We start from the raw sequence: 24,306 nt of genomic DNA on the forward strand, positions 1-24,306 counted from the left end.
TTGATCGAGATCGAGCAGTCCGGATGCATCCGGAGCAAAGTCTACGAGTGTTGAGAAGAGGTAAGACTGGTCGAGCAGCCGCTTTTCCTCTTCTGCCGTGGCTCCCGATCCGAGACCCTTTGAAGCGAAGTCGAAGTCGGTTGCCTCGAACGGAACGCCAGGCGAGAACCAAGTCACAAACGAGTTGGACGACGGTTTCACCTCATCATCGCCACCAATGAGGATTTCCACTAACTGGGCGCGGAGCGCTTCTGAAAGTTCGTTTAAAGTGGGCATGGCATTCCCTCCCGTAAAAATGGCCTCGCCGCACCGATTGCGGCAGCTCCTATGATGTGAGCATCAGGCAACCGGACACGTACAGTTCACCGATCGACAGTGATCACCTGGGCGCACACTTTGTTCAAAAAGTCTGACAGCGTGCCGAATAGAATGACGCTGATGTCGACTTTCCCGAAATTTTCTATTTGGCGGGGATAACCGGGCAGTGCCGCAGATCCATCACCGCAATATTGCCAGATGGCTACACGATCGAGAGTCCAGCCAGCGCGCTCGTACATCTCAGCGGGCAAGGTTGCGGTGTAGCGCGGAATCCAAAGCCAATCGCACCCCATTCGATCGTTGATCGACTTGTCGCGCATTGTACCATTGCCATAGAGCATGACCTCTTGCCCCGAGCGTTCCTTGACACGCTCCGCCCAGGCAGTCGTGCAGTCTATGATTTGCTGTGCAGATGCGTCCCAGTTGGAATTGCGTGGCTTGGTCCGACCCTGTGCATCGGGCTTTCCATCGTTGCCGAGTTCAACATCCACAATTGGGATGATGTCGCCAACGTCAAACCCGCCGGCGCTATCCAGGGTATCCAAGAAGAAGTCAGCTTGCGCCGCTCCGTCATGATCAAATTTGAGAAAATGGTATGCGCCGCGGAACCAAGTTGTCCCGTATCGATCAGCACCTATGTCCTTAACGGCGCCCCAGTTCGTCTTGAACCAGTTGGTGGTAAAGGAGACGCCTTCAGTAGCCTTGATTATCCCGCCGACGAAATTGGGCGCATCTACTACAGCCTGCCAATTTGGCTTGCCACCAAGATCTCCGGAATAAACATCAACTAACAAGTTGCGCTCGCCCATGAGGTGTCTCCTCGTGCAAAGAAAAGCCTGCACTTTAATTAGCTCGAGCCGCGACGCATGCATGTGAATTGCTTCACATATCACACTCACTTGATGCTGAGAGAGACCGCGGACTCGAACGCGCTAGATCGTTCGCGATGTTGGGTCGTCTCACGTTGATCCAAATCAATGTCCGATGCTTTGCAAGCACTACTTGTCCGCATTGGAACCACACAACAGACGTTCATTGCCGCCACGCATGACGTTGAAAGCTTGTCGATTGAATTGAAGGGCGCATGGCTGCCGCGAGTTCAAGTGCATTGGGGATAAACCGCTGCAAGATCACCCACACATCTGCCTCAAGATGGGCGATGCCAGTGAGATCGTCTGCCCCTATTGCTCTACGTTATTCCGCTTCGATCCGAGCTTGGGCGCACACGAAGCTGATCCGGCAGATTGTGCTTACGGAGATAAAGACTGAGTCGAATCGCAGTAACACTGCTTCCTTCGTCATACCGGCCGCAGCCAACCAGCGTCAGGCGCCATCGTCCGGCAGTCTCGGGGCGGTTCACGATGGCCGCGAACGATCCGAATTCGACAGGATGCAAGCGTCACGACGGCCGAACCAGCGATAGCGCTTTGGCGCGACCAAATCATAGATCGCGTTGCGGATCACCCGTGGGATGAATTGAAAGATCCATGTCCACTTTAGAGTCAGGAACGAAAGTATCTGCTACATAGTTTTTATCGACCGAACCAAACCGGGTAATAGTGTGCGTATAAATCCAGCCACCCGGCACTCTGAAACGAAATATGGTTTCGTCATACTGACCGGAGACATGATCTTTAAAGACTTCTTCGTGGGTGTGAAGCTTTTGCTTAGGCATGAACATCTTTCGATGTGCCGCTGCCAATAGCCACCAAAATCAACTGACTTGCCACGCTTCAAAGACAAAGCTGCGAGGCGGTTGACTTGCTCACCGTTCGACAGACGGCGGTTGTCCCCTCTCCAAGACCTCTCTTGAGCCTACCGCAAAAGGTGCGCACCGGCAATGTGGTGACGGATGCCAATCTCCGCGCTGCACATACGCGAGAAAAACTGCTCTGCCCAATCGGTGCAAGCGTCGTCTATCGAATAGGCGTCTTCGTGGTTGGAGCGGGGTGCAGGCACGGTGACCATCCCGGTACTTACTGCCGCGAGGCGTCCTGAGTTGAAATCAAACTAGGCCACTGGGGATGGAAGTAGGTCAGTACCAATTTTTTTGATCAACGCTCTGGCCGATACCGGCGTTCGATCACGGCACGTCGCGAAGCGGCGAATTCATCCGCTCGCATGTATTTCGCTTCACATGACCCTCTCGGAGCCACAGGCGCTTGAGGCGGACCGTCCGCGCTAACGCGCGAGAGCCGCCGGGCTGTCCCCAGCGGCTCGCGCGTTGCGTAGCGATGTGGTGCGACGCGCAGCGTCGCGTGGTAGAACGTTGCGATGCGCCGAGGCGCGCCGCGTTGCCTACCTTGATGTCGATAAGTCCTACGCGTCTCATCGACCAACCCAACATGGCTGGTCGCGAGGCGACTTCAAGACAGCGCTGCTGACGTAGTCCATCTTTTTCGATCGCGCCGAAAAAGCCGCGACTGCTGGAACGGGATGTAACAAGACCTGTAACGGTCGGTTTTGGCGCTGACGACTACGATGCTTGCGCATGGTGCCGTTGAGCCATCGTACCTGCCAAAAGCGTGATATGATTAGCGGAAAGCAGCGGGAAACCTAGATGCCAGAAGATGCCCTTATCGTTATAACAAGCGCCATCAAAACCGCTTTCATTGATCATCCCGGTTCTGGGCACGGCACGACGTGGGACCAAGTCACGAAAAGTGACGAAGAAAGTATCCATCTCGCCAAGGCTGTGCTGGTTGCTCTTCGCAAAGCCGGATATTCCGTTACCAAGGTCGAGGACCAGAATGCCCCGAAGCCCTAAAGGCGAGAAGCTCCTGCCGACGTGATCGGGGATTTGCCGGTGCCGCGTCTGCTTGCCCATGCGTTTAATTGGTGTGGCCGGTGAAGCAACCCTAGCGACGAACATCGACGCATCCCGCGTCTGCTGTTGCGCGGTAAGCAGCCGTCAAGACGGTCCCACCGCACTTCCGAGAAGTGCCACATGCGGACTCATGCACCGAAGCAAAGGGATATTCGATCACCGCGTCGGCACGGGCGGGCAACCCTGCTTCGCGGAGATCCGCTCGTTTCAACCCAATGCTGGACAAATGCAGCCACCAAATTCGAGGTCGCCTTACATGAATGACGACGATCACCGAACCACCGCGGGTAACAAGCACGCCGAGCAGCCATTCGTCAGATCTGTTCTAAGACATCAAGATCCAAAGTGGAGCGGCGTCCAAGATTCGATGCATGGCTCTCCAAAAAGACTTGCGCCGACCTTCGCCCCTCATCGCGCAGCAAGGACAAGAATTCCCATTCCGCGTTGAGCTTGGAGGAAGCGCCGAGCTCGGTCAGTATCTCGCTCGCAATGCGGTGGATGCGCATGCCGGCCCATTGCGCGCCCTCGCTGTCGCCCGGATCGGCGACCTGCCGAAGCAAGGCGATCATGCGCAGCTCCTTCAGCAGAACCGCGTTAAAGGATACTTCATTCAGTCGGTTGAGGATCTCAGAGGCGGAGCGCGGCGAACTCTCGCGTTCAACCGGATTGATCTGAACGAGAATGGTATCCTGTGACTTGCACTCTCGAATGAGAGGCGTGATCGTGGGATTGCCAGAATAGCCTCCGTCCCAGTAGGGCTCGCCGTCAATCTCTACAGCCTGAAACATGGTGGGCAGACAGGCGGAGGCGAGCAGAACGTCCGGCGTAACAGCGTTGTTCTTGAACACGTGACCGCGGCCGGTCCGGACATTGGTTGCCGTGATGAAGAGTTTCGTCGGTGCTCGTGCCAGCCGCTCGAAATTGATTGTTTTGGCCAGAATTTCACGCAATGGATTTTTGCCCATCGGATTCAAGTCATAGGGCGAAACCAGGCGAGACATGAGATCCATGGCGACATAGATAGGCGAAGAGTCCAACGTCCAGCGGCCGAGAATCACATCAAGGGGGCCGCGCCGCAAAGGACTGAAGCGAGCCGCCTCGGAGACGCGGCGCCAGAAATTCTCCAGAGCTGCCCGGGCACCCGTGGCCCCGCCTTTGGCATGACCATCGACAAGCACCGCGGCATTCATCACCCCCGCCGATGTGCCGGAAATGCCATCGATTCCAAGCCACGGCTCCTCGAGCAGACGATCGAGCACGCCCCAAGTAAATGCCCCATGCGAGCCACCGCCCTGCAACGCAAGGTCGACAAGGATGGGATCGTGAGTGATGGCTGCTTTGGCCATTAGATCTCTCTTCGCAAGAATAGCACTCGTGCCGGCAACCGACCAACGGTTAAATATGATTGATGGAACCGCGATACTAGGGATCGCCCCGCGATGACAAGCGACCCCTCACCGTTCGGGCGATAGTCTTGGGCGCATCGTCGGGAATTGCGAAGCAGGAACTCACGTTGATCTCACAGAGCACATAGGTGTCGGCGCCGGAGGCGTCTCGCGGACCGTACAGAAAATCCGCGTCCCAAATGACAGGAAGGGACGCTTCGTCAATCTCAAGCGTTCCTATCATCTGAGGGGTCCATTGGTTTTCCATCAGTGTCCGTAACGCCTGGAAGGATTCGAAATCAGGCCCATACATGATACGTGGCCCAGGCTGAGCTTCGGCTGACTCTGGCCCTTCCGGCGGCGGGGGTACGAGCGCTTTGATCCGTTGATGCCCGAAACCAGAAACCTTGCCGCCGCTCATGTAGCAACGGATCATCCCCTCGGGCAGTCGTGGCTGAAACGCTTGATCGATGATGCACCCACCCCAGCCGAAATACGGCTCGCAGCGGTCCATAAAGTCGTCCAGTGAAATCCGCTCGGGTTGACTTCCGCGCAGTGCGTGCAGCACTTCAACTTGCCCGCCGCTATCTGCAAGCGCTTCGACTTTCCAGACACCTTGACCCCCATTGCCGCGGTTTTGCTTGATCACGCGAGGGCCGGCCATCCGCACACGCGAAGGAAGCTCTGAGCGAAAGGCGCCGGCGCTATCGTAGCGATGGGTATCCGCGCCCCAGCCTAGGTGACGTGTGCGGTAAAGAACATCCTTGACGCCCATTTTGAGAATGACATCGGGATGGGCGCTGATCCACGGACCTTGCATGGCGACCTCGCGCAACATCTGATCGAGCGCGGCGCGTGTCTTGCCCTGATGGATTGGATCGACCCATACGAGCACGCCGTCAACCGCCAGCAGTTGTTCGCGGACTGCATCCGAGAAGCTTTCGTCGTAGACGGCGGGCTGCGCGTTGATACCCGAAGATGCGAGAGCCTCGAACACGCGAACGAAGCGGTTATTCTCTGGTGTCGCATCTTTCCGAGCAGCAGCGTCGCCTCGCCAGACGATTGCGACAGATTGACGGAAAGAGGAGGAGTTATCGGCGTCCATGTGCGTTTCTCCACGACAAATCGTGTGACGCGCAGAGCTTGGACGAATGTCTAACGGGGAGTCTGCTTTTTCCCCGTACTCGAAATCTACTCTAGTTTGTGATTTTCGTTTTAATCTCCTTGCTTTGGCGGATCGTGCTCGCTGACATCCGGCACTGGTGCATCTATTCCATCAGTTGCAGCGCAATCGCAAAGCCTGCCGTGACCTGTGCCGGATCACCGCAAAAAACAACGCTCGATCCTGCAGTGGCAGGATCGGCCGAAATCAACTTCGGATCGATCCCTTTGTCGTGTCCGAATGGTGGAATTGAGTGATCGTTTCGTTTGTCCACGCGCAATCTCCTTTCAGTTTCGACTTTGGGAGACAGGCATAAGTCCTGATGCCGAATCATCAGTGACACACCGGCCAGGAGAACGAGTATTAACACGGCCTTGCGAAACGTTTCGTCGTTGATTGTTCCGTAGAGTTTGAAGCCGATCCATATGCCGGCAATCATGAACGGAAGCCCGATGCCGTACAATTTGAGGGTTTCAATCGTGTACGACCCCGCGACGAGTTGCGAGATCGAGATGATCACAAATGCCGCAAACAGCACCGGTTGAAACACGGAGCGTTGCTTGTCTCTTGACCATCCGCGCCATTGGCAGGAGATAGTTGAGATGATGCCGCCGAGACCAGTGAGGCCTCCGAGCAACCCGTTGGAAATCCCAATGGCGACGTCGGCCGGCGCGCTGATCTTCATTGGCTTTATGGGTGGGCGTGCAAGGCTGTAGGTCGCGTAAAGGACGAGCAGCACTCCGACGCCGAAACGCAAATAGGTCGGATTGATAAGGGTCAACAGCATCACGCCGATTGGGATGCCGATTGTGGTACCCAGCGTAAGCGGCCAAATGTCTTGCCAGCTCAACTCATGCCGCAGCTTCGCGATGCCGTAACCTTGCGTAAGTAGCCCGTAGCCGGCAATCAGAGCGGCGGTCTGAATCGGAGTAGTGATGTGCAGCCATATGCCGGACACGACCAGGCCCATCGCGAAACCGGAAAACCCGCTGACGAAGCCGCCAAGAAATGTTGCAAGAATAAAGAGAATTAAGAGGTTTCCATCCATGTTGCTCGCTCCATAGAAAAGCGAGCAGCGCTTGCATGGGGTCACCCACTTCACGGGGAGGCTGCGACATCCCCTAGCAATACTCTATCGGCATTGACTTCGGCTTGGCAATGGGTCCGGCGTCGGATGTTCAACCAAAATCTGGCGCGGCTAGCCGTATCATTGAAGTCTGCAATTGGCCCATTTTCCGGACCCATGCACCGCAACAACGCGGCCTTCAGCAAACGCGCGGGGCGCCGGGACAATGGTACAATGCCAACGACCCACTCATCAATGCTCAGCGCGCCTTGGCATTTGTGCAATAGGCGGATGGGGCGTTGTGCCCGTCTAGAGTTGCTCAAAGTCTGGTAGTGGCCAGGACCGATCGAAGTAGGCCTCGGTCGGCTGGTAGAACCGGAAATACGCGAACCAGTTCTTGCCGGGGACGGTCGGGATCCAATTCGTCTCAAAGCCGGCCAGCACCTTCGGTCCGCAATAAATGTCAATCGAACCGTCCGCGTTCTTGCGCAGGTCCATCCGCGACGAACGATCGGTGATGTTTTGCTCGTTCAGGATCAACGCGCGCGTATCGACGTCGTAGAGGGTGACCGACCAAAAGAGCTTGATTGGTGGATCGGGCGGAACGCGCAAACGATAAGTCGCGCCGCCATCCAGCCAATTCCCGGCCTTATCCTTGTACGCACTAAGGTAAGCCGATGAAGGCCCAGGGCGCTTGGGCGCCATCGCCGCGCCCGCGCCTACGGCCTCGTAGAACCAGGACGCGCGCTCGTCGAGCAGGTTCCAGAAAGCGTCGGGATCATCGGCGTCCAATTGCAGCGCGAAGTCCCAATGCGCGTCGGGTCTATATCCTCCGCCCGCGAAACGCCTGTCCGCGGAATTAGCCTTTGCCATGGCCTCTCCGACCAATGCAGCGTCGGTCAAAATTTTCGTCTGCCGCACATCCGGCTTAAAGGGTTTGCCCTTTTCCAAGCCAAGCGGCCGCAACATCGCATGAAAGAAGATGTCGCGCGTCTCAATCGGCTCGGCCTGAATCACTTCATTGAGTCGCTGCCAATATTCCATCCCGCGCGGCGGCAGCCCACTCCACGTCTTGGTACCCGCGTCCAGAATGTCCATCTTCGGCGGATTGTCATGCTGGGCGTAAGGGTACATCTGCAACTGCGCCAGCGCCTGGCCTCGATAGACAGAATAGCGACGATCTGTCCGTTCTTTGCATTGAGGTCCTTCGTCACACCGCGCTGCCAGGACGCGAACGAGACTGCCGGAAGAGACCAGAGATAAGCCTGGCAGGCGCGCTGAAAATCGCGCTCGTCGTAAAGCTTCTCAATCGTCGCGTCGGTTGGATAGCCGTTCGCGAAGTCGTGGGTGAATTCGAGCCTGCCAATGCGTGTCTCGATCCCTTGCGATTGGTCTTGGCCGGTCGTCGCTACGCGCCTCGCTTGCTGAGCGTGGCTAGGGGTTGTCACGCCCGCTGCGGAGAGCATTCCAAGCACAGCAGGGGCGGCGCCGACCAATAAAGGGATCGCTTCTCGACGATTGGTTCTCATGCACCCTTCTCCTCCAATTAGGGAGCTGCGATCCGCTCGATATCCGGCAGCTTCCACGTCTTGTCGAAAACCGGCTTCTCGGGACCATAGAAGCGAAACAAGACTTCAAATTGCCCGTTCGCACTGGTCGGGACCCAGTTGGTCTGGTTGTCCGCCGGAGCCTTCGGTCCAAACCAGATATCAACGGACCCATCTGCGTTGGTTTGCAGTCCGGGACTTTGTGATGAACGGCCCGCGCGGACCATATCGCGAATGAGAGCATGCGTTGCGCGGTCATAGACCGTGGCTGACCAGTATTGCCTGACTGGCGCGTTCGCCGGCACAGTCAGACGATAGGTGTTCGCGCCGGAGAAATTCTGTCCGTCCTTGTCCTTGATCGTCATCAGGTAATACTGGCCGATCCCCGAATGCTTGGTGCTGAAAAATGCCATCGTGTAGGTGACGCCGCGGCCATCGACGGGGTAGCTGTCCGGATTCGCAAATTGGGTCTGAAGACCTCCGATAACATCCGGCGCGACGGGAAAGACCCATCTGCGCCCTTCGTAATAGGGCGGGAACATGGTTTCGTATTTCAGGTCGAGCCACGCATGGGCCTCGGCCGCCGCCGCATTGAGGATGCGCTGGGCATTTTCGTCGGGACTGAACGACTTGCCCTTCTCGATGCCGATCGACTTCAACTGATCGATCATCGCTTTGTCGCGGGTAAGCCATGGCTCCTGTTGCACAAAGCGGTCGAGCGATTGGAAGAATCGCACGTCATAGGGGATCGTGGAATCGTAGGCGGCGCCAATGGCGTCGATGAACACGGTCTCGGGCGGATTGGCCGCCTGGCTGAACGAATAAATCTTGATCCGCTTGCCATAGGCGACAGCGGCCTTGACGTCGGCGTCGCCGCCGCCCTTCAGGATCGAACGGAGCAAGGCATAGCCCTGATAATTGCCGGACGGCAGAACGATAAAGCCATCGGGCGCGCCCTGATGGCCCGGCGGCGTGATCAGATATTTGCCGCCCGCGCCCTTGTCCGCGCCGGCCGGGCCGACATCCTCCAATGCGGCCTGCCAGGGGTCCATGATGCTGCCGTTGATGACGCCATCGCTGGCCGGCGGAATCTCGATCACCACTGGCCCATCCTTCGTGTTGAAGAAGGCCATGAAGTAGATGACATCGGGATTGGGAGTCAGGGTCTGGTTGCGCCAGTCGAGCAGACCGGACCAGTAAACAATCTGGTTGGGCTTGCCTCCGAGCTTGGTACATGAGCTCCGTATTGACCGCGGGCATCCGCCAGATCACAGCCTCGACAGCCCGGCGCTCGAGGGTACGGCGCGCAAGGTCTTCAGCGGAGAGGTTCTGCCCGTGCGACGACGTTATTGTGCAGATTAGCGCGAGTGCTGAAAGAACTGATCCTTTCATAGCTCAAACTCCCGGCTGGCACGCTGGTATTAGAGATTAGCACTACATTCGCGAGTACCCTCGTCGAAAATCAGCAATCGCGGCTCGATGTCGCGATGCAACAGTCATTCGCGTGCCGACGATATGCTGGTCGATGTCGATTACCGTGAGGATGTTTGTGGAACCTGTTTGCCTGCATGCGCAGGGCAGTGCCGGGTCTCAGCTGCATAGCTGAATACAGTCGACAAACGCTGCAATGATTATTCCATGTGGCTCACACCAGCCAGCCATCGTGTGATAGGCTGAAATTGCCATGGGCTTGCTGATAACCGGCATTTTACTGTGCGCAACATCCTGGGCAGTCGCGTGGTCGGGGGTGCCGCTTTATAGTGAATATACTTTCTTCCCTTTGTGGCTTGGGTATATTTTGGTCGCCAATGGTTTCGCCGAATGGATTTACCGCGACTCACTCATTCGCCGAATGCGGCTTTCCTTCCTGCTACTTTTTTTAGTCTCAATACCCTTCTGGTGGTTTTTTGAGTTTCTCAACCTAACAGTCCAGAATTGGAATTATATTTTCCCGCATCCGATCTCTCAGACCAATTTTGCCATCCAAGCATCGATCGACTTTTCAACAGTAGTACCAGCTGTCTTTTCGACAAGTTTCCTGGCGTTTCAGATTCTTAGTGCCCGAACAGGCATTAGGTTTCCAAGTTTTGAAATCCGCCGACGGTGGCTATCGGTTTCTGTTCTAATCGGAGCTGTGTCGTTGTGCCTGCTCGGCCTTTTTCCAGAGCGGACATTTCCACTGGTCTGGATCGCTCCCATACTTATCGTCGAGCCATTTATTTATTCGTTGGGATATCCATCGCTCCTGGCCAAAGTAAAGAAGGGTGATTGGACTCTTCCTGTTGCAATTATGCTTGCAACTGTTGTGACCGGGATATTTTGGGAAATGTGGAATTTTTATTCTCTCCCAAAATGGGTCTATACAGTTCCTTACGTCGGCTTCTGGAAGATATTCGAAATGCCGCTTCTTGGATATTTTGGCTATCCGTTTTTTGGCCTCATCGTTTATAGCTTCACGATCTTTATGTTCTCGATTTTGGCGAACAGTGAGACGGCTCGCGGGCTTGTTTCATGGAATGATTCAGACCAACAGGTCAGAGCCTCGGATTGATTGATCGAAGGCCGCAATCCCGCTTCCCAAAAGGCAACCGCGAGCCCGTCGCTACCGACCTTCTTCCTCGCCGCTTAAGCAGTGCGCTCAGGCGGCGGATGCAAAGGCGGAATGGCGCGTGGCTGAGGGCACGGTGCGCTCGTCTTTCGTCGTCGGATGCTCCCCCTCCTCAAGGAAGTTGGCGAGGACTTGCGAGTCGAGCCAGGTGAATTTGTTGAACGGGATCAATCTGATTTGGGTAGTCCAGTCCTGTTCGCAAAAATATTCCGCTTCCCGTTTTACCCAAATCAAATCTAGAACCCTCGCCGTCTCACCCCATGAGAGGGGCGTATCGCGATCGTCACGGACGCGGGGTGGGATGCGGTGGACGCGGCAGCGTCGGGCGCGCATTTCGCAATCGCAGGGCGGGTTGAACCTCGTGAGCGATTTGCGGCGCGCAGACGAACGGCGCTGCTTCCGTTTTCCTTAAAGTTTCGCCGGAGGTGCACAGCCCGGCGAAGCCTCTTGGCGAAGACGGGTCGCGTACGGCAAAACCGTGTGGTCCTGGCACCCGTTGCTGGTGTCAAGTCGGCGGAGGTTTTCGTTGGCCCGACCGGGTTCGGCAAAACCTTCAATCCGCCGATGACGGTGACAAGACGAATTCGTCGCCGGGGAGAGCACGATATAAGCCGTTAAAACCATTGCGTGCGGGAATGCCGGGTGTTCCGGTGACCTGCGGTGACTACCGTGTGCTTACTACCATTGCACACGGGCTGCGGGTGCACCGTGCACCCGGCATTCCCCACGCCCTCTGTTTTCCAGGGCGAAAAATTCCAGCACGACTCGGGCGCTTCGCGCCGCGGGATCGCCGACTCGTATCGCGACCCTCCCAGCCGTCATCGTCCGCCACCGGGTCGGCGCATAGCGCCGCCCGATGACAGGCTCCGCGAATGTGATCCGGGCCCCAGCCACCGGGGGTCTACATTGTGTGAAGCTGGGGCCACAATCCCATCCATACCTGAGATTGGTGATTATGGGTCCGGCGTTCGCCGAAGACAGCTAAGTCGAAAGCAAAAGCTATAGCTCGCGCCAGTGGAGGACGACGTTCATCTCAAATCAGCTTCCCTTAACTCGCGCCTCGCACCAGAGATTTCTGCGGGAACAATTGCAAAAGTAACCGGCTGAACAGCCGAACGCTTCAGCTGCCTTATCCGATCGATGTCGCCTGAGATGCCCGTGTCGTCAGAACAAAAAATCGGAATTGAACAAGAAATACTCGCGCTAGCTTTTGGACCAGCGTTGAGCGATACTTCGAAATTCTTTGCTTGAATTGCTTTGCCCGCAATGAAGACCGCCCGACCTTGACGAAGGTGGCTCAAAATAATCGTCTTGCAGCTTTCGCCGATGTTCGCCAGAACGACCGAAGAAATATCGTCGTCGGCACTCCAGATTGTCAAAGGCGTAGCAGTAAAACTGGCTTCGTCTTTGATCTCCACGTTAGCTCCCAACTTTACGTACTTCAAATTCAAGCCAGCTAGCTTCGCACCAAAATTTTTGTGCACGACATCCGTCAAGCCCGCCGCTTCGCTGGTGCCAGAGTATAAAGAATTTAGAGTTTTTGTTTCTCTGAAGTCGCGAACACAAATCTGCGCAATTTCTATTGGACTGGTTAGACGTGTTGCGCGACTTAAAGATCGATAAATTCCAGGCGCTTTAAGCGATGAATCTTGAGGCGATACATAGACAGCGCCCGGATAGACAGAAGACCAGCTACCAAGTTGCGTCGTAGGTACCGACTGAGCGAACGGGGCACTTGGAATAAGGAACAAACACAAAGAAATTGCGAACAACCGCATAATAAAACTCCCCCCAAAAAAGCGGCCAACTCCTGTTGACCGACAAAGCCGGTTGGATTGTGCCACCTTTACTTCGCAGAATACAATCGCGACCAACATTTCCACTATTTTTTTGAGCGAATATCTCAGCGGGGCGCTTGCACAAACAACGACAAGAGCGGCCGTCCCGGCTTCGAACATTGACTCACCGGCGAAGCAGGCTTCATCTGAACGGAATGCCCGCCATCCACAGCGGGCGTCAAGAAGGCTGAAAAAGAACACCAAGAAACCACCAAGAAAAGCGACTGAAAGGGCGAACGCCAGGATGTCCATCAGGAGGCTAAAATTAATTTTGATGCGCCCGCAACGCTCAGAAAATGGCCATCAGTCAACAATGAACGCGTTAGCGCCTCAGCCGGCGCGCGTCCCTATATAGTAATCGACGGTACACTCGATGAATGTATTCGGAAGTTCATGACGATACCCAAAACTCAGCATCATTTGTACGAGATCCATACGGCGGCGCAGCCAGCGCTGATAGGTGAGATTTTGTACGCTGAGGACATCGTTGAAATTGTCCGACTGCGGGATTTTCTCTAAAGCACTCCGATCCGTTCTATCGGCTTCGCTATTCCAGCGGCTAAATCATCCGAAAGATCCGAGCGCTCGTTCTTGAGGGCAGTCAAAACTCTCGCTTTCTATTGGATTGCTCCGAGTTGAACGGCGTTGCGCTCCAAGGCGGCGGCGCCGGTCATTTGTAACGCGTACTATGGGCCGCAATAATATAACGGCCGCCTTGCAGCCCGCAAAAATAGCCTGCGGGGATAGAATCGCCCCACGGTCCCGCATTGCCCCGGAATCTGCGTGTAGTCGGTGTCTACGTACACACGACACGGCCGTGTCGGATAAATAGTAGCGGCAAGCGCGGGCACCTGACCGAGCAGCAGCGTTGCCATGGTGGCTAGTGCAAAGGAAATTCTCATCGGAAGTCCTTTGGTATGCGCACTGCTAACCCTAGCAGGATTTTGAGACTGAGTCCGGGTCGTTCCGCGGTCATCGCGATCTCGATGCAACACTTCAACCCCAAGCCAATCAAACTTTATCCCACACTCAGGCCCACATCCTTGAGCCGCCCGGCCAGCCAGCCGGATAAGGACTTGTCGATCACGCCGGCGACGTAAACGTCGGATACGACGCTCTTCTTGCCCAGGACGAGATAGACCCCGATCCAGTAAGCGAACCACAGATTCGGATCGGTCAGCGCCCGCAGCTTGTGCCGGTCATGTTCCGGCCGCTGATGATTGCTTGCCTTCCTCACTTCGATCGCGAGCAGGTTATTGGGAATCTCGCGCTGGTGCACGACGATGTCGGGATAAACCGATTTTGCGAAGTGATCGTCGGTAGAGACTATCGTTCCATGCGGAAGCCGCAGCGTCCGTCCGCCCAGCCTGTCGTAATCGCAATCGACGCTCCATCCCGGAAATTGCTTTTCCAGATGCACCGCCAGCCGATGCGTCAGCGTGCGCTCTCCGAGATCCCTTTCAAACAAAAAGGTTTCATGCGCATAGAACTCGGCCAGCGCGATTGCGACCTTGTTCAGCTCGGTTTGCATGTTGCCCCCGACCAAATCCTTCCGTCATGCGAGGAGCGAAAGCGACGAAGCAATCCAGAAACTACGACATCCTTCCGATGGATTGCTTCGCGGAGCCTGTCATCGAGCGGCGCTTTGCTCCGACCCGCTGCAGCGCAATGATGATCTTATCATCCGCGGCATTTCCGACCACGCTCCATGTCGTTCGTCGTCCCTCACATCTGCACTTCGATCAGCCGCGGTCCGTGGTCGGCAATGGCTTCCGCCAACGCCTTGTTGAAATCATCGGCAGTAGCGACCGCGCGGCCCGGAACCCCCATGCCCTTGGCGAGCGCGACCCAATCGAGCGTCGGCCGATCGATTTTCAGCATGTCCTGGGCACGCTGCCCCGGCTCGCCGGCGCCCACGCCGTCGAATTCGCCACGCAGGATCTGATAGATGCGATTGGCGAACACGATCGTGGTCACGTTGAGGCCTTCGCGGGCCTGCGTCCACAGCGATTGCAGCGTGTACATCGCGCTGCCGTCGCCGACCATGCAGATCACCTTGCGATCCGGGCATGCGACAGCCGCCCCGGTCGCGACCGGCGTCGAAAATCCGATCGAGCCGCCCATGTTCTGCAGCCAGTCGTGCGGGGCGGCGGCCGCCGTTGGCGGAAAGAAACCGCGCCCCGTGGTGATGGATTCATCGACCACGATGGCGTTTTCCGGGATCGCCATTGCGATCGCCTGCGCGATCGAAGCATGCGTCAGCGCCCCGGTCGGTTTGGCGATTTCGGTCAAGGCTTGCGGTTTCGCATCTGCCGGCTTGGCGCCCACGGCGGATGCCAGTGCCTCCAGCGCCGCGACCGAGTTCTCTCCCCCCGAGGTCATGCGATGAACCTCGCAGCCCTCCGGCTTCAACAGGCTCGGCTTGTTCGGATAGGCAAAAAACGCCACGGGATCGTTGGTTTCGACCAGCACGATATGGCGGAAATCTTTAAGGATCGGCAGCGCCTGTTCGATCACATAGGGAATCCGGTCGATCGAGAACCGTCCCCGCCCGCGCGCCATCCGCGGATTATAGGTCTGGCCCATCACCTTGCAGCCGGTCTTGCCGGCAATTTGCGCCGCCAGCGCCAGGCCCCGCTCGGTGAGCGCGCTGCCGGTCAAGAGCAGCAGCGTCGGTTCGCCCCCGCGCAGCACCTTCGCCGCGGCCTCGACCGCCTGCAAGGAGTAGGCCGCGCGCTGGGATTCCGCCGGCACCTTCGCGATGCCGTCGGCCTCATTCCACGCGGTGTCGGCGGGCAGGATCAGGGTGGCGATCTGCGGCGGCGCGCTCTTGGCCGCGGCGATCGCGGCAGCGCCGTCCTTGGCGACCGATTTCGCATCCGGCGAGGTCCGCACCCATGCCGACATCGGCCGCGCTAGGCCCTCGATGTCGGAGGTCAGCGGCGCGTTATAGTCGATGTGATAGGTCGCGTGCTGGCCGACGATGTTGACGATGCCGGAATTCGCCTTCTTGGCGTTGTGCAAATTGGCAAGGCCATTGGCGAGGCCGGGGCCGAGATGCAGCAGCGTCGATGCCGGCGTGCCCTTCATGCGGAAATAGCCGTCCGCCGCGCCCGTCACCACGCCCTCGAACAGGCCGAGCACGCAGCGCATGCCCTCGACCCGGTCCAGTGCGGCAACAAAATGCATCTCGGAGGTGCCGGGATTGGCGAAGCAGACGTCAACGCCGCCCGCGACCAAGGTCCGCACCAGACTTTCCGCACCATTCATCGTTCCACTCCCGTTCGCGGCGTTTTAATAGTTTAGCGCGCGATCGCACGCAAAACCGGACCCCACTTTGCTGATCGCGCTTTTTGGGTTCATTGACGATCAATCATTCCCAGCGCCTTTCGTCAAAGGGTACGGGAGCATTGCTGCCATCGCCCCAGGCGCGGTCATCTTTCGGTAACGGCGGCGTTTGAAAATCGGCGATTCACGCGGCCGTGGCTTGCGAAATCGCGCCAGTTATGGCCGTCTCTGGCGGCCAAATCGATTTTCCCTGAGAGGACCAAGATGACCCGGGTTTTTGCTTTGCTGTTTGCGGCGGTGAGCTTGCTGGCCGGCGTCGGCCACGCGCGAGCCCAGGGCTTTGATACGCGCGATATCATGGGAGGCGGCCCCAACTTCAGCAACTTCGGCATCGGCAGATCAAGCCCGATTCCGCGGCAGACCGTGAGCTTTGCCAGCAACTATGCGCCCGGCACCATTCTCATAAACACCGCCGAGCGGCGGCTTTACCTCGTTCTGCCCAATGGCCAGGCGCTTCGCTACGGCATCGGTGTCGGCCGCGACGGCTTTCGCTGGGCCGGCACCCACCGCATCTCCGCGAAGAAGGAATGGCCGAGCTGGACTCCGCCCCGCCAGATGCTGGCGCGGCGGCCCGATCTGCCACGCCACATGGTCGGCGGCGTCGACAATCCCCTCGGTGCGCGCGCCATGTATTTGGGCTCGACGCTCTATCGCATTCACGGCTCCAACGAGCCGGAAACGATCGGCCAGGCGGTGTCCTCCGGCTGCTTCCGCATGACCAATGAGGACGTGACCGATCTTTATAGTCGCGTGTCCGTCGGCACCCCCGTGATCGTGAAAAACTAGGGCAGACGCGGGAACTCGAGCCTTGCGCGCGTCAGCCGATTGCGGCAGCGTCGTTTGCGATGAATGCACCTGACCGGTCTTCTCGTGTTGCCCGCCTATTCGCGATCGCTTTGGCTGCCACCGCGTTCGGCAGCGCTGTCTGGCCACCATCGGCATCGGCCGAAATTCCCGCCGTCGCCTCGCGTCAGCGCACTGAAAAAAAGACATTCACCGACAGCGAGATCATTGAGGGGTTTCTGAAGACCGCCTTCGGCGCCGAATATCATCTTGCCGGGCGGGTCGATCGCATCAGAAAATATCATGCGCCGGTGCGCGTGTTCGCCGATGGCAACCGTCCCGATCGAAAGGCGCAGCTTTCAAAAATTGTGGCCGACATCGCCAAACGGGTTCGGCATCTTGACATCGCCATGGCAGAGACCAGCGACAGCGCCAATGTCCTGGTCAAGCTGGTGCGCGACCGCGACCTGTTCCGTACCATGTCGACATTCTACGGCAGCGAACGGGCTCGCCAAATACGCACCTCGCTCGATCCGCAATGCCTGTCCGGCTTTCGCAAGAACGACCGGTTTGAAATCGAGCACTCCGATGTGATCCTGACCGTCGACAATGGCGACTTCACGTTCCTGGATTGCGCCTATGAGGAACTGTTGCAGTCGCTGGGCCCGATCAACGATACCAACGTGCCCTGGACCATGTTCAACGACAATGTGTCGGCGGGATATTTCGATGTCTACGATCAGTACCTGATAAACATTCTGTACGACCCCCGCATCGAGGCCGGCATGACCGTTGCGGAGGTGAAGGCGGTACTGCCCGACGTCCTCGCCGACGTCCGCGTCTGGGTGCGGAAAGCGAATAACCTGGCGGAATAGTGTATGCTCTCTCCGCAGGTCGTCCTGCGAACGCAGCGACCCATACCGCGCGGCAACTTCGTTTCAGCACTGACGCAGAGGTCTTCTTTTTCAGTATCGAGGCCAGTAGTTATGGATCCCTGCGTTCCGTTCGCAGGGACGGCGCGTAAAGAGATCAGACGAAAGCAGCTCGTAGCGGGCAAAGCGAAACGTGCCCACCATTCGACATTCATTCAATTGCTTCGACAGGATTGCTCGTGCGTGTTCCCGCCGTTTCCCTCTTTTGTGTGAAGCGGACACGATCCTGCGGTGGGTTAACCAGCCACGGCTGTACGTGCGGCGGGCTCGGTGACGCCTTCTACGGTTGCGTGCAGGTGAGTTACGAGCGCGCTGTCCAATCCCAAACGGGCCGCGAGCAATCCAAGGTAGGCGCGTTCGGAAGGGTTGTCGACATCGATCGCGAGCAGCGATGCCGCGTAGATGCTGGCGGCTTCTTCGGGCGTGCGCGCAGCTTTCGCCACCGCATCGACGTCGAGTGGCTTGCGCAATTCGTCGATCACGAAGGCTTTGTCGTCGGCGGACAGATTCAATTTGTCCATTTCGGCGAAAATGGTCGCCTGTTCCTTCGCATCAACATGACCGTCAGCCTTCGCCGCTGAAATCATGGCACCTAGCAAATGCCGTCCAAGGATTTGCTGTTCGGATTCGCGCGCCGGTGCGAACGGAGTATCGGATGGTGGCGGCAAGAGGCCTGCCGAATTGCTGCCGACAGTGGATTGGTTGAAATTCTTGCCCGATTGCCAATTCTGATAGGCGCGATAGGCAAGCGCGCCGACGACAGCCACGCCGCCGAGCTGCAAGGCGCTGCCGGCGAGCTTCCGGCCTTGCTTTGAGCCGAGAACCAATGCTGCGAGCCCCCCGGCAACGGCGCCTCCGCCGATGCCACCCAAGCTACCGCTGAGCATGTTGCCGAGAGTGCCCATGCCGCCCGCACCGGGCTCGCGATTGGCCTCTGGACCGCCGGGCGTACCGATAAACTGGTCAAGCAAACGCTTCGCGTCGAGCATGGTGGTTATCTCTCCTGTGATTCTCCCGCCACGTTACTCAGGAAAGACCGGCGACGAATTCACGGCTCGCAAATGCGGCCAAATGTCCCGCAAATCAATCCGCTCTACCTGCAAGCGCGGAAATTGTGCCTGATGAGTTTGAAAATAGGAAACCGCGGCCGATTGCGGCAGCGTCGTTTGCGATAAACGCACCTGACCGGTCTTCTCATGTTGCACGCCTATTCGCGATCGCTTTGGCTGCCACCGCGTTCGGCAGCACTGACAATGTGTCGGCGGGATATTTCGATGTCTACGATCAGTACCTGATAAACATTCTGTACGACCCCCGCATCGAGGCTGGCATGACCGTTGCTGAGGTGAAGGCGGTACTGCCCGACGTCCTCGCCGACGTCCGCGTCTGGGTGCGGAAAGCGAATAACCTGGCGGAATAGGCGATCAATTCTTTGCGCTGCAGATCGCCTTCAGCGCCGTCCATTCCGCTTCCGTCAGCAGCGGCTGGCTGCTGGGCGGGCGATCTTCCTTGCTCATGCGCGCCAGCCGGTCCTCGGTCAGCGGATGGCTCGCCAGGATCGACAGGCCCTTGTCGCCTTCCTTTCCGGTGACGCGAAACATCAATTCGCCCATCGGCTTTGGCGAACGGCCGAGCCGGTGCATCACATCGATGAAAACGTATCGGCATTCTGCTCCGCCTCGCGCGAATAGGACGCGGTCAGCAGCGAACGCGAAGCAAAAATCAGCGCGCCGGAGCCGATGACGTCGCCGAACAGCAATCCGACCAGAAACGACGTGCCGCCGTTGTAGATCAGGTTACGCGTGCTGTCGCGATGGCTGAGATGGCCGAGTTCGTGCGCCAGAATGCCGGCGATTTCGTCAGCATTGTCGGCCTTAGCCAGCAACCCGTCGAATACATACACCTTGCCGCCGGGCAGCGCGAAGGCATTTGGAATCGGGTTCGACATCACCGCTGATTGCACCGATGTATCGAGTCCCGCAGATTCGCGAACGGCATTGACGAGTTTGGTGAAAGCCGCTTGCCCCGGCGCATGGTCGCAAACCTTGCCGCCGAACACGGTCTTGACCTGGGAGTCCGCGACATCGCCCAGCCGGCGTTCGAGGCTCTGCGGCACCAGCGGCGTCAGGCGGTCGGCGGCGAGCGGAACTCCCCACAGGACCACGGCGATGATCGAGATCGCCGCCGCCAGCGACCAGGCGATGATGGCAGCGATACCGCGGCGGTCGGCAAGATTCTCGTCCATTTTGGGGCAGCGGCTCGTCATATGCTCCGCCGCCCCGGCATCGCGGATCTCCAGCCGCGCCAGCGCGGGTGCCGCAAGACAGGTCACGCGGAGGATCCCGGCCGGACTGTCGACGCGGCGGATATCGGCGTAGGACCATCTCGCCAGAGTGCCGTCATCCTCGTGGATTTCGAGGCCGTCGTTGAAGGCGAGCGAAACGACGTGGCGACGGTTCGACAGCCCGTCGAAATACACCGCCGACGGCGGTGGCGAGGCGCCGCCGTCCCCGGAGTCGTTGTCCGTCGCATGGTCGCTCATGGCCTAAAAGCCTGCGACATCGAGCCCGTCGGCAAAGCCTTCGCCGAGCGCACTGGCGGGAGTTCCTCTCGAGGAAACATTCGCCGCCGCCGCGATGTTGCGCACCGTCGTCGAAGCCAGCACCCGCACCCAGAGATCGCGCATCAGATAGAGCCGCGTCACCACGCCGAGCGCGAGCGCCAGCGCCAGATAGCCGATCGCGGTCAGGATCAGGACCGGGATGCTTTGCGATATCCCGCTCGGCCCGATGGTTTGCTCGAACGTCGCGCCGCTGACGTTCGCGACCAGCATGGTGCAACCGAACACGTAGAGGCCGAAGACCGTCGACAACAAAAGGGCCCAGCCGATCACCTTCCAGTAAAGGCCGTGCAGCGCGCCGCGCCGCAAAGTCGATTCGAGTTGCACCCCGCCGAACCGGATCCCAGAAAGCCACCAGCGCCACTGCACCGCCTTGAACGCCGCATAGAAGAACGGCGCCAGCGGAAACACGACGATCGCCACCGGCGCGAGCAGCCACAGCCACCAGCCTTGCTTGAAGAATTCCAGGCCCTGGCCTTCGAAACGGCCTTGCAGATCGCCGTACCAGGAGTGCCGCATCTTGTGGCGTTCGAGCGCGGCTTCCCGCCATGGCAGTGCCAGTCCGAGGGTCGACACGGTCAGCAGGCCCCAGAGCGTGGCGCGTCCCGCATAGGACCAGCCCGAACCGTCCATCCAGAACCGCACCCCGCGCCATACCGTGCGTGTCAGGCGATAGCGCCGCGCGCGATAGATCGCGAATTGTCCCAACAGATAGAAAAACGCGATCAGGGGAAGACCGGCGAACGCCTGATGGCGTTCAGCTTCAAGGCCGGCAAGAAAATAGAGCAGATATATCGGCACGAGAATGGCGAGCGCGAACAGGAATCCAATCAGCAGTTCCTTGCCCCGGCCGGTATATTCCGCTGCATCGCCGTCGATCTGGGTATTCGACCACAAATGACGGCGGATATCGGTGACGAGCCAAAACCGGTAAAAACCCAGGGTGACGAATTCGAGGGCGGCGCCACGCCTCACTAGCCGGAAAAACTCACCGCGATCGCCGGAAAACGCCACCGGCACGGAAAGCGGAGGCGGCAAGGGCGAAGGCGATGGCGGCCCCAACGGGGTCCACTTCATCTCGTTCACGGAATCAACTCCAGGGCAGCGGCAAATCAGGATTAAACCACAGATTTACCGGCCCAGACAGATCCGGTTCGACGATTTCAGGCCGACTTGTCGAACAACTCCCGGCCGATCAGCATGCGCCGGATCTCGCTGGTGCCGGCGCCGATCTCGTAGAGCTTGGCGTCGCGCAGCAGCCGGCCGGTCGGGTAATCGTTGATATAGCCGTTGCCGCCGAGCAACTGGATGGCGTCGAGCGCGCATTGTGTCGCCTTTTCGGAGGCATAGAGAATGGCGCCGGCTGCATCCTCGCGAGTGGTCTCGCCGCGATCGCAGGCCTTCGCCACTGCGTAGACGTAAGCGCGCGACGCATTCATCGTGGTGTACATGTCGGCAATCTTGCCCTGCACCAATTGAAAGCTGCCGATCGGCTGACCGAACTGCTTGCGCTCGTGCACATAGGGCATGACCACATCGAGGCAGGCCTGCATGATGCCGAGCGGACCGGCGGCCAACACCGCGCGCTCGTAGTCAAGGCCGGACATCAGCACGTTGACGCCGCGGCCGACCTCGCCAAGCACGTTTTCTTCCGGCACTTCGCAATTCTCGAATACCAGTTCGCCGGTGTCGGAGCCGCGCATGCCGAGCTTGTCGAGCTTTTGCGCGGTGGAAAATCCCTTCATGCCTTTTTCGATGATGAACGCGGTGATGCCGCGCGGCCCGGCAGCCGGATCGGTCTTGGCATAGACCACCAGCGTTTCCGCGATCGGACCGTTGGTGATCCACATCTTGCTGCCGTTGATGACGTAGCGGTCGCCCTTCTTCTCGGCACGGGTCGACATCGACACCACGTCAGAGCCGGCGCCGGGTTCCGACATCGCCAGCGCACCGACGTGCTCGCCCGAAATCAGCTTCGGCAGATACTTCCGCTTCTGCGCCTCGTTGCCGTTGCGGCGCAGTTGATTGACGCAAAGGTTGGAATGCGCGCCATAGGATAGCCCGACCGCCGCCGACGCGCGCGAGATTTCCTCAACCGCGACGCAGTGCTCGAGGTACCCCAGACCTGATCCGCCGTAGTCCTCCTCGACGGTGATGCCGTGTAGGCCGAGCGCGCCGATTTTTGGCCAGAGGTCGCGCGGAAACTGGTTGCTCTTGTCGATCTCGTCGGCCCGCGGCGCGATCTCATGGCTCGAGAAATCCTGCACGGTTTCGCGTATAGCATCCGCGGTTTCGCCAAGATCGAAATTGAACATCCGATAAGCGTTGGGGATCATGGCGGGCGGCCTCCGGGCGAATAGGTGGCTTGTCTCGCGCACAGCCTTATTCTTTGGAAATGAGCTTGTCACGGGCCGAAGTTGCTGAGAAGGGGGCATCCGGCGGATGGGCGCCGGCCGGACGATTCGAATGCGGCAAACACTCCCTTGCCCTGGCGCGCGCAAGGGGATGTAATTCACCCAAATGACCGCTTCCGGACGTAAACCGCAAAGCGGAATATCAGGGAGCCGCCCCATGCACGGAACGATCGATCTCGCCGGAGATCCCCATCAGAAGGCCGCTCGGGACCGAGCCCATTCCATCCCCCTCGCGGATATCGACGTCAGCCAGCCCGAGTTGTTCAAGACCGATTCCTTCTGGCCGTATTTCGACCGGCTGCGCAAGGAAGACCCCGTGCACTACTGCAAGGACAGCATGTTCGGGCCATACTGGTCGGTGACAAAATACAACGACATCATGGACATCGAGACCAATCATTCGGTGTTCTCGTCGGCGGCATCGCTCGGCGGCATAACCATCCGCGACGTCGCACCCGACCTGCGCCGCGAAAGCTTCATCGCGATGGATCAGCCGCGCCATAGCGCGCAGCGCAAGACCGTCGCGCCGATGTTCACGCCGACGCATCTCGACCAACTCGCGATCAACATTCGCAAGCGATCGGCCGAATGCCTCGACAATCTGCCTGTCAACGACGTGTTCGACTGGGTCGATCGGGTCTCGATCGAGCTGACCACGCAGATGCTCGCCGTGCTGTTCGACTTCCCATGGGAGGACCGACGTAAACTGACGCGCTGGTCCGACGTCGCAACCACGCTTCCCGGTCCGGACGGCGTCGTCGCGACGGAAGACGAGCGACAGGCCGAACTGCTGGAATGCGCGACGTATTTTGGGAAGCTCTGGAAAGAGCGCATCAATCAGCCGCCGAAGAGCGATCTGTTGTCGATGATGGCGCACAGCGAAGCCACGCGCGACATGGATCCGAAGAATTTCCTCGGCAACCTGATCCTGTTGATCGTCGGCGGCAACGATACCACCCGCAACACTTTGTCGGGCAGCATCTATGCCTTGAACAAGAATCCGGATCAGTACAAGAAGCTGCGCGAAAATCCGGCGCTGATCGATAGTTTCGTGCCGGAGGTGATCCGCTGGCAGACGCCATTGGCGCATATGCGCCGGACCGCGCTCGAAGACATCGAATTCCGCGGCAAGCAGTTCAAGAAGGGTGACAAGGTCGTGATGTGGTATGTCTCGGGCAACCGTGACGAAGAGGTGATCGAGCGTCCCTACGAGTTCATTGTTGACCGGGCCCGACCGCGCACCCACCTCTCCTTCGGCTTCGGCATTCATCGTTGCGTTGGGATCAGATTAGCCGAGCTGCAATTGAAGATCATCTGGGAAGAAATCATGAAACGCTTTGACAATATTGAGGTGGTCGGCGAACCCAAGCGGGTGTATTCGAGTTTTGTCAAAGGTTACGAGACCCTGCCGGTGCGCATCGCTGGCTGACTGGCTCAAACATTTTGGGATCGATCGAC

Annotated in this window: 21 protein-coding genes and 3 pseudogenes; 6 read left to right on the forward strand and 18 right to left on the reverse strand. The window is 58.4% G+C overall.

The genetic code is table 11. From position 1 onward, the window contains the following. Nucleotides 1-276, reverse strand: a 276-nt coding sequence (locus tag N554_RS0114565) for a hypothetical protein (RefSeq protein WP_029584138.1), incomplete at its 3' end; no start/stop codon positions are given. Nucleotides 277-362: 86 nt separating this feature from the next. Beyond that, nucleotides 363-1,127, reverse strand: a complete 765-nt coding sequence (locus tag N554_RS0114570) for a glycoside hydrolase family 25 protein (protein WP_197033579.1) — start codon at nucleotides 1,125-1,127, stop codon at nucleotides 363-365. A 277-nt stretch (nucleotides 1,128-1,404) separates the two neighbouring features. Here N554_RS0114570 and N554_RS38320 point away from each other — a divergent pair. Continuing rightward, nucleotides 1,405-1,587 (forward strand): annotated as a pseudogene (locus N554_RS38320) (zinc-finger domain-containing protein); the annotation flags it as partial. 172 nt (nucleotides 1,588-1,759) lie between these two features. On the opposite strand, the gene N554_RS39970 reads toward N554_RS38320, so the two are convergent. The 8 genes from N554_RS39970 to N554_RS35855 all read right to left on the reverse strand — a co-directional run bounded on the left by N554_RS39970 (nucleotide 1,760) and on the right by N554_RS35855 (nucleotide 9,552). After that, nucleotides 1,760-1,993: a hypothetical protein gene (locus N554_RS39970; protein WP_156041936.1), complete on the reverse strand. Its 234-nt coding sequence runs from the start codon at nucleotides 1,991-1,993 to the stop codon at nucleotides 1,760-1,762. Between the two features lie 801 nt (nucleotides 1,994-2,794). Then, a complete protein-coding gene (locus N554_RS0114580) occupies nucleotides 2,795-3,190 on the reverse strand; it encodes a hypothetical protein (protein ID WP_156041937.1) in 396 nt (131 codons plus the stop codon). Between the two features lie 269 nt (nucleotides 3,191-3,459). Further along, nucleotides 3,460-4,491, reverse strand: a complete 1,032-nt coding sequence (locus tag N554_RS0114585) for a patatin-like phospholipase family protein (RefSeq protein WP_029584141.1) — start codon at nucleotides 4,489-4,491, stop codon at nucleotides 3,460-3,462. Nucleotides 4,492-4,567: 76 nt separating this feature from the next. Next, the gene (locus N554_RS0114590) at nucleotides 4,568-5,635 is read right to left on the reverse strand and encodes a Cj0069 family protein (RefSeq protein WP_029584142.1); all 1,068 of its coding nucleotides are present in this window, start codon (nucleotides 5,633-5,635) and stop codon (nucleotides 4,568-4,570) included. Nucleotides 5,636-5,798: 163 nt separating this feature from the next. After that, nucleotides 5,799-6,740 carry a sulfite exporter TauE/SafE family protein gene (locus N554_RS0114595; RefSeq protein ID WP_081851270.1) on the reverse strand — a complete coding sequence of 314 codons (942 nt, stop codon included), beginning with the start codon at nucleotides 6,738-6,740 and terminating at the stop codon, nucleotides 5,799-5,801. Between the two features lie 327 nt (nucleotides 6,741-7,067). Beyond that, complete coding sequence (locus tag N554_RS0114600) at nucleotides 7,068-7,550, reverse strand: DUF1214 domain-containing protein (RefSeq protein ID WP_210165378.1); 483 nt, start codon at nucleotides 7,548-7,550, stop codon at nucleotides 7,068-7,070. 221 nt (nucleotides 7,551-7,771) lie between these two features. Continuing rightward, entirely contained in the window at nucleotides 7,772-8,287 is a 516-nt protein-coding gene (locus N554_RS40990; RefSeq protein WP_197033585.1) for a hypothetical protein, read from the reverse strand. 17 nt (nucleotides 8,288-8,304) lie between these two features. Then, nucleotides 8,305-9,552 (reverse strand): DUF1214 domain-containing protein, encoded by a 1,248-nt coding sequence (locus N554_RS35855; RefSeq protein WP_371259489.1) that lies wholly within the window; start codon nucleotides 9,550-9,552, stop codon nucleotides 8,305-8,307. Between the two features lie 437 nt (nucleotides 9,553-9,989). On the opposite strand from N554_RS35855, the gene N554_RS0114610 reads away from it, so the two are divergent. Then, the gene (locus N554_RS0114610) at nucleotides 9,990-10,856 is read left to right on the forward strand and encodes a hypothetical protein (RefSeq protein WP_029584145.1); all 867 of its coding nucleotides are present in this window, start codon (nucleotides 9,990-9,992) and stop codon (nucleotides 10,854-10,856) included. An 87-nt stretch (nucleotides 10,857-10,943) separates the two neighbouring features. On the opposite strand, the gene N554_RS0114615 is transcribed toward N554_RS0114610, so the two are convergent. The 4 genes from N554_RS0114615 to N554_RS0114640 all read right to left on the reverse strand — a co-directional run bounded on the left by N554_RS0114615 (nucleotide 10,944) and on the right by N554_RS0114640 (nucleotide 16,021). Continuing rightward, entirely contained in the window at nucleotides 10,944-11,246 is a 303-nt protein-coding gene (locus N554_RS0114615; protein WP_029584146.1) for a hypothetical protein, read from the reverse strand. A 695-nt stretch (nucleotides 11,247-11,941) separates the two neighbouring features. Next, complete coding sequence (locus tag N554_RS39975; protein WP_156041938.1) at nucleotides 11,942-13,003, reverse strand: hypothetical protein; 1,062 nt, start codon at nucleotides 13,001-13,003, stop codon at nucleotides 11,942-11,944. A gap of 766 nt (nucleotides 13,004-13,769) precedes the next feature. Beyond that, complete coding sequence (locus N554_RS0114630; RefSeq protein WP_029584149.1) at nucleotides 13,770-14,282, reverse strand: hypothetical protein; 513 nt, start codon at nucleotides 14,280-14,282, stop codon at nucleotides 13,770-13,772. Between the two features lie 194 nt (nucleotides 14,283-14,476). Continuing rightward, nucleotides 14,477-16,021, reverse strand: coding sequence for an acetolactate synthase large subunit (locus tag N554_RS0114640; RefSeq protein ID WP_029584150.1), 1,545 nt, complete (start codon nucleotides 16,019-16,021; stop codon nucleotides 14,477-14,479). Between the two features lie 282 nt (nucleotides 16,022-16,303). Here N554_RS0114640 and N554_RS0114645 point away from each other — a divergent pair, with 282 nt between their 5' ends. Together N554_RS0114645 and N554_RS0114650 are read left to right on the forward strand one after the other, a co-directional pair. Beyond that, nucleotides 16,304-16,885, forward strand: a complete 582-nt coding sequence (locus N554_RS0114645; RefSeq protein WP_029584151.1) for a L,D-transpeptidase — start codon at nucleotides 16,304-16,306, stop codon at nucleotides 16,883-16,885. 59 nt (nucleotides 16,886-16,944) lie between these two features. Then, entirely contained in the window at nucleotides 16,945-17,757 is an 813-nt protein-coding gene (locus N554_RS0114650; RefSeq protein ID WP_029584152.1) for a DUF2927 domain-containing protein, read from the forward strand. Between the two features lie 293 nt (nucleotides 17,758-18,050). Here N554_RS0114650 and N554_RS0114655 read toward each other — a convergent pair whose 3' ends face one another. Continuing rightward, nucleotides 18,051-18,803, reverse strand: a complete 753-nt coding sequence (locus N554_RS0114655) for a tellurite resistance TerB family protein (protein ID WP_081851271.1) — start codon at nucleotides 18,801-18,803, stop codon at nucleotides 18,051-18,053. Nucleotides 18,804-19,063: 260 nt separating this feature from the next. On the opposite strand from N554_RS0114655, the pseudogene N554_RS0114665 reads away from it, so the two are divergent. Beyond that, nucleotides 19,064-19,234, forward strand: a pseudogene (locus N554_RS0114665) (DUF2927 domain-containing protein); the annotation flags it as partial. A 4-nt stretch (nucleotides 19,235-19,238) separates the two neighbouring features. Here the strand turns inward: N554_RS0114665 and N554_RS35860 are convergent. The 3 genes and pseudogenes from N554_RS35860 to N554_RS0114680 form a co-directional block, all read right to left on the reverse strand. Further along, nucleotides 19,239-20,356, reverse strand: a pseudogene (locus tag N554_RS35860) (M48 family metallopeptidase). Nucleotides 20,357-20,359: 3 nt separating this feature from the next. After that, nucleotides 20,360-21,511, reverse strand: a complete 1,152-nt coding sequence (locus tag N554_RS0114675; RefSeq protein ID WP_029584156.1) for a DUF898 family protein — start codon at nucleotides 21,509-21,511, stop codon at nucleotides 20,360-20,362. 86 nt (nucleotides 21,512-21,597) lie between these two features. Next, on the reverse strand, nucleotides 21,598-22,770 hold the full coding sequence (locus tag N554_RS0114680; protein ID WP_029584157.1) for an isovaleryl-CoA dehydrogenase: 1,173 nt from the start codon (nucleotides 22,768-22,770) through the stop codon (nucleotides 21,598-21,600). A gap of 235 nt (nucleotides 22,771-23,005) precedes the next feature. On the opposite strand from N554_RS0114680, the gene N554_RS0114685 reads away from it, so the two are divergent. Next, a complete protein-coding gene (locus tag N554_RS0114685; protein ID WP_029584158.1) occupies nucleotides 23,006-24,277 on the forward strand; it encodes a cytochrome P450 in 1,272 nt (423 codons plus the stop codon). Nucleotides 24,278-24,306 lie beyond the last annotated feature (29 nt).

It is taken from the genome of Bradyrhizobium sp. URHD0069 (genome assembly GCF_000701345.1).
Classification (GTDB): domain Bacteria; phylum Pseudomonadota; class Alphaproteobacteria; order Rhizobiales; family Xanthobacteraceae; genus Bradyrhizobium.

Coding starts and splice junctions, on each gene's coding strand:
- N554_RS0114570 (WP_197033579.1), bottom strand. CDS start 1,127: ATGGGCGAGCGCAACTTGTTAGTTGATGTTTATTCCGGAGATCTTGGT.
- N554_RS39970 (WP_156041936.1), bottom strand. CDS start 1,993: ATGCCTAAGCAAAAGCTTCACACCCACGAAGAAGTCTTTAAAGATCAT.
- N554_RS0114580 (WP_156041937.1), bottom strand. CDS start 3,190: ATGTTCGTCGCTAGGGTTGCTTCACCGGCCACACCAATTAAACGCATG.
- N554_RS0114585 (WP_029584141.1), bottom strand. CDS start 4,491: ATGGCCAAAGCAGCCATCACTCACGATCCCATCCTTGTCGACCTTGCG.
- N554_RS0114590 (WP_029584142.1), bottom strand. CDS start 5,635: ATGGACGCCGATAACTCCTCCTCTTTCCGTCAATCTGTCGCAATCGTC.
- N554_RS0114595 (WP_081851270.1), bottom strand. CDS start 6,740: ATGGATGGAAACCTCTTAATTCTCTTTATTCTTGCAACATTTCTTGGC.
- N554_RS40990 (WP_197033585.1), bottom strand. CDS start 8,287: ATGAGAACCAATCGTCGAGAAGCGATCCCTTTATTGGTCGGCGCCGCC.
- N554_RS0114610 (WP_029584145.1), top strand. CDS start 9,990: ATGGGCTTGCTGATAACCGGCATTTTACTGTGCGCAACATCCTGGGCA.
- N554_RS0114615 (WP_029584146.1), bottom strand. CDS start 11,246: ATGCGCGCCCGACGCTGCCGCGTCCACCGCATCCCACCCCGCGTCCGT.
- N554_RS39975 (WP_156041938.1), bottom strand. CDS start 13,003: ATGGACATCCTGGCGTTCGCCCTTTCAGTCGCTTTTCTTGGTGGTTTC.
- N554_RS0114630 (WP_029584149.1), bottom strand. CDS start 14,282: ATGCAAACCGAGCTGAACAAGGTCGCAATCGCGCTGGCCGAGTTCTAT.
- N554_RS0114640 (WP_029584150.1), bottom strand. CDS start 16,021: ATGAATGGTGCGGAAAGTCTGGTGCGGACCTTGGTCGCGGGCGGCGTT.
- N554_RS0114645 (WP_029584151.1), top strand. CDS start 16,304: ATGACCCGGGTTTTTGCTTTGCTGTTTGCGGCGGTGAGCTTGCTGGCC.
- N554_RS0114650 (WP_029584152.1), top strand. CDS start 16,945: ATGAATGCACCTGACCGGTCTTCTCGTGTTGCCCGCCTATTCGCGATC.
- N554_RS0114655 (WP_081851271.1), bottom strand. CDS start 18,803: ATGCTCGACGCGAAGCGTTTGCTTGACCAGTTTATCGGTACGCCCGGC.
- N554_RS0114675 (WP_029584156.1), bottom strand. CDS start 21,511: ATGAAGTGGACCCCGTTGGGGCCGCCATCGCCTTCGCCCTTGCCGCCT.
- N554_RS0114680 (WP_029584157.1), bottom strand. CDS start 22,770: ATGATCCCCAACGCTTATCGGATGTTCAATTTCGATCTTGGCGAAACC.
- N554_RS0114685 (WP_029584158.1), top strand. CDS start 23,006: ATGCACGGAACGATCGATCTCGCCGGAGATCCCCATCAGAAGGCCGCT.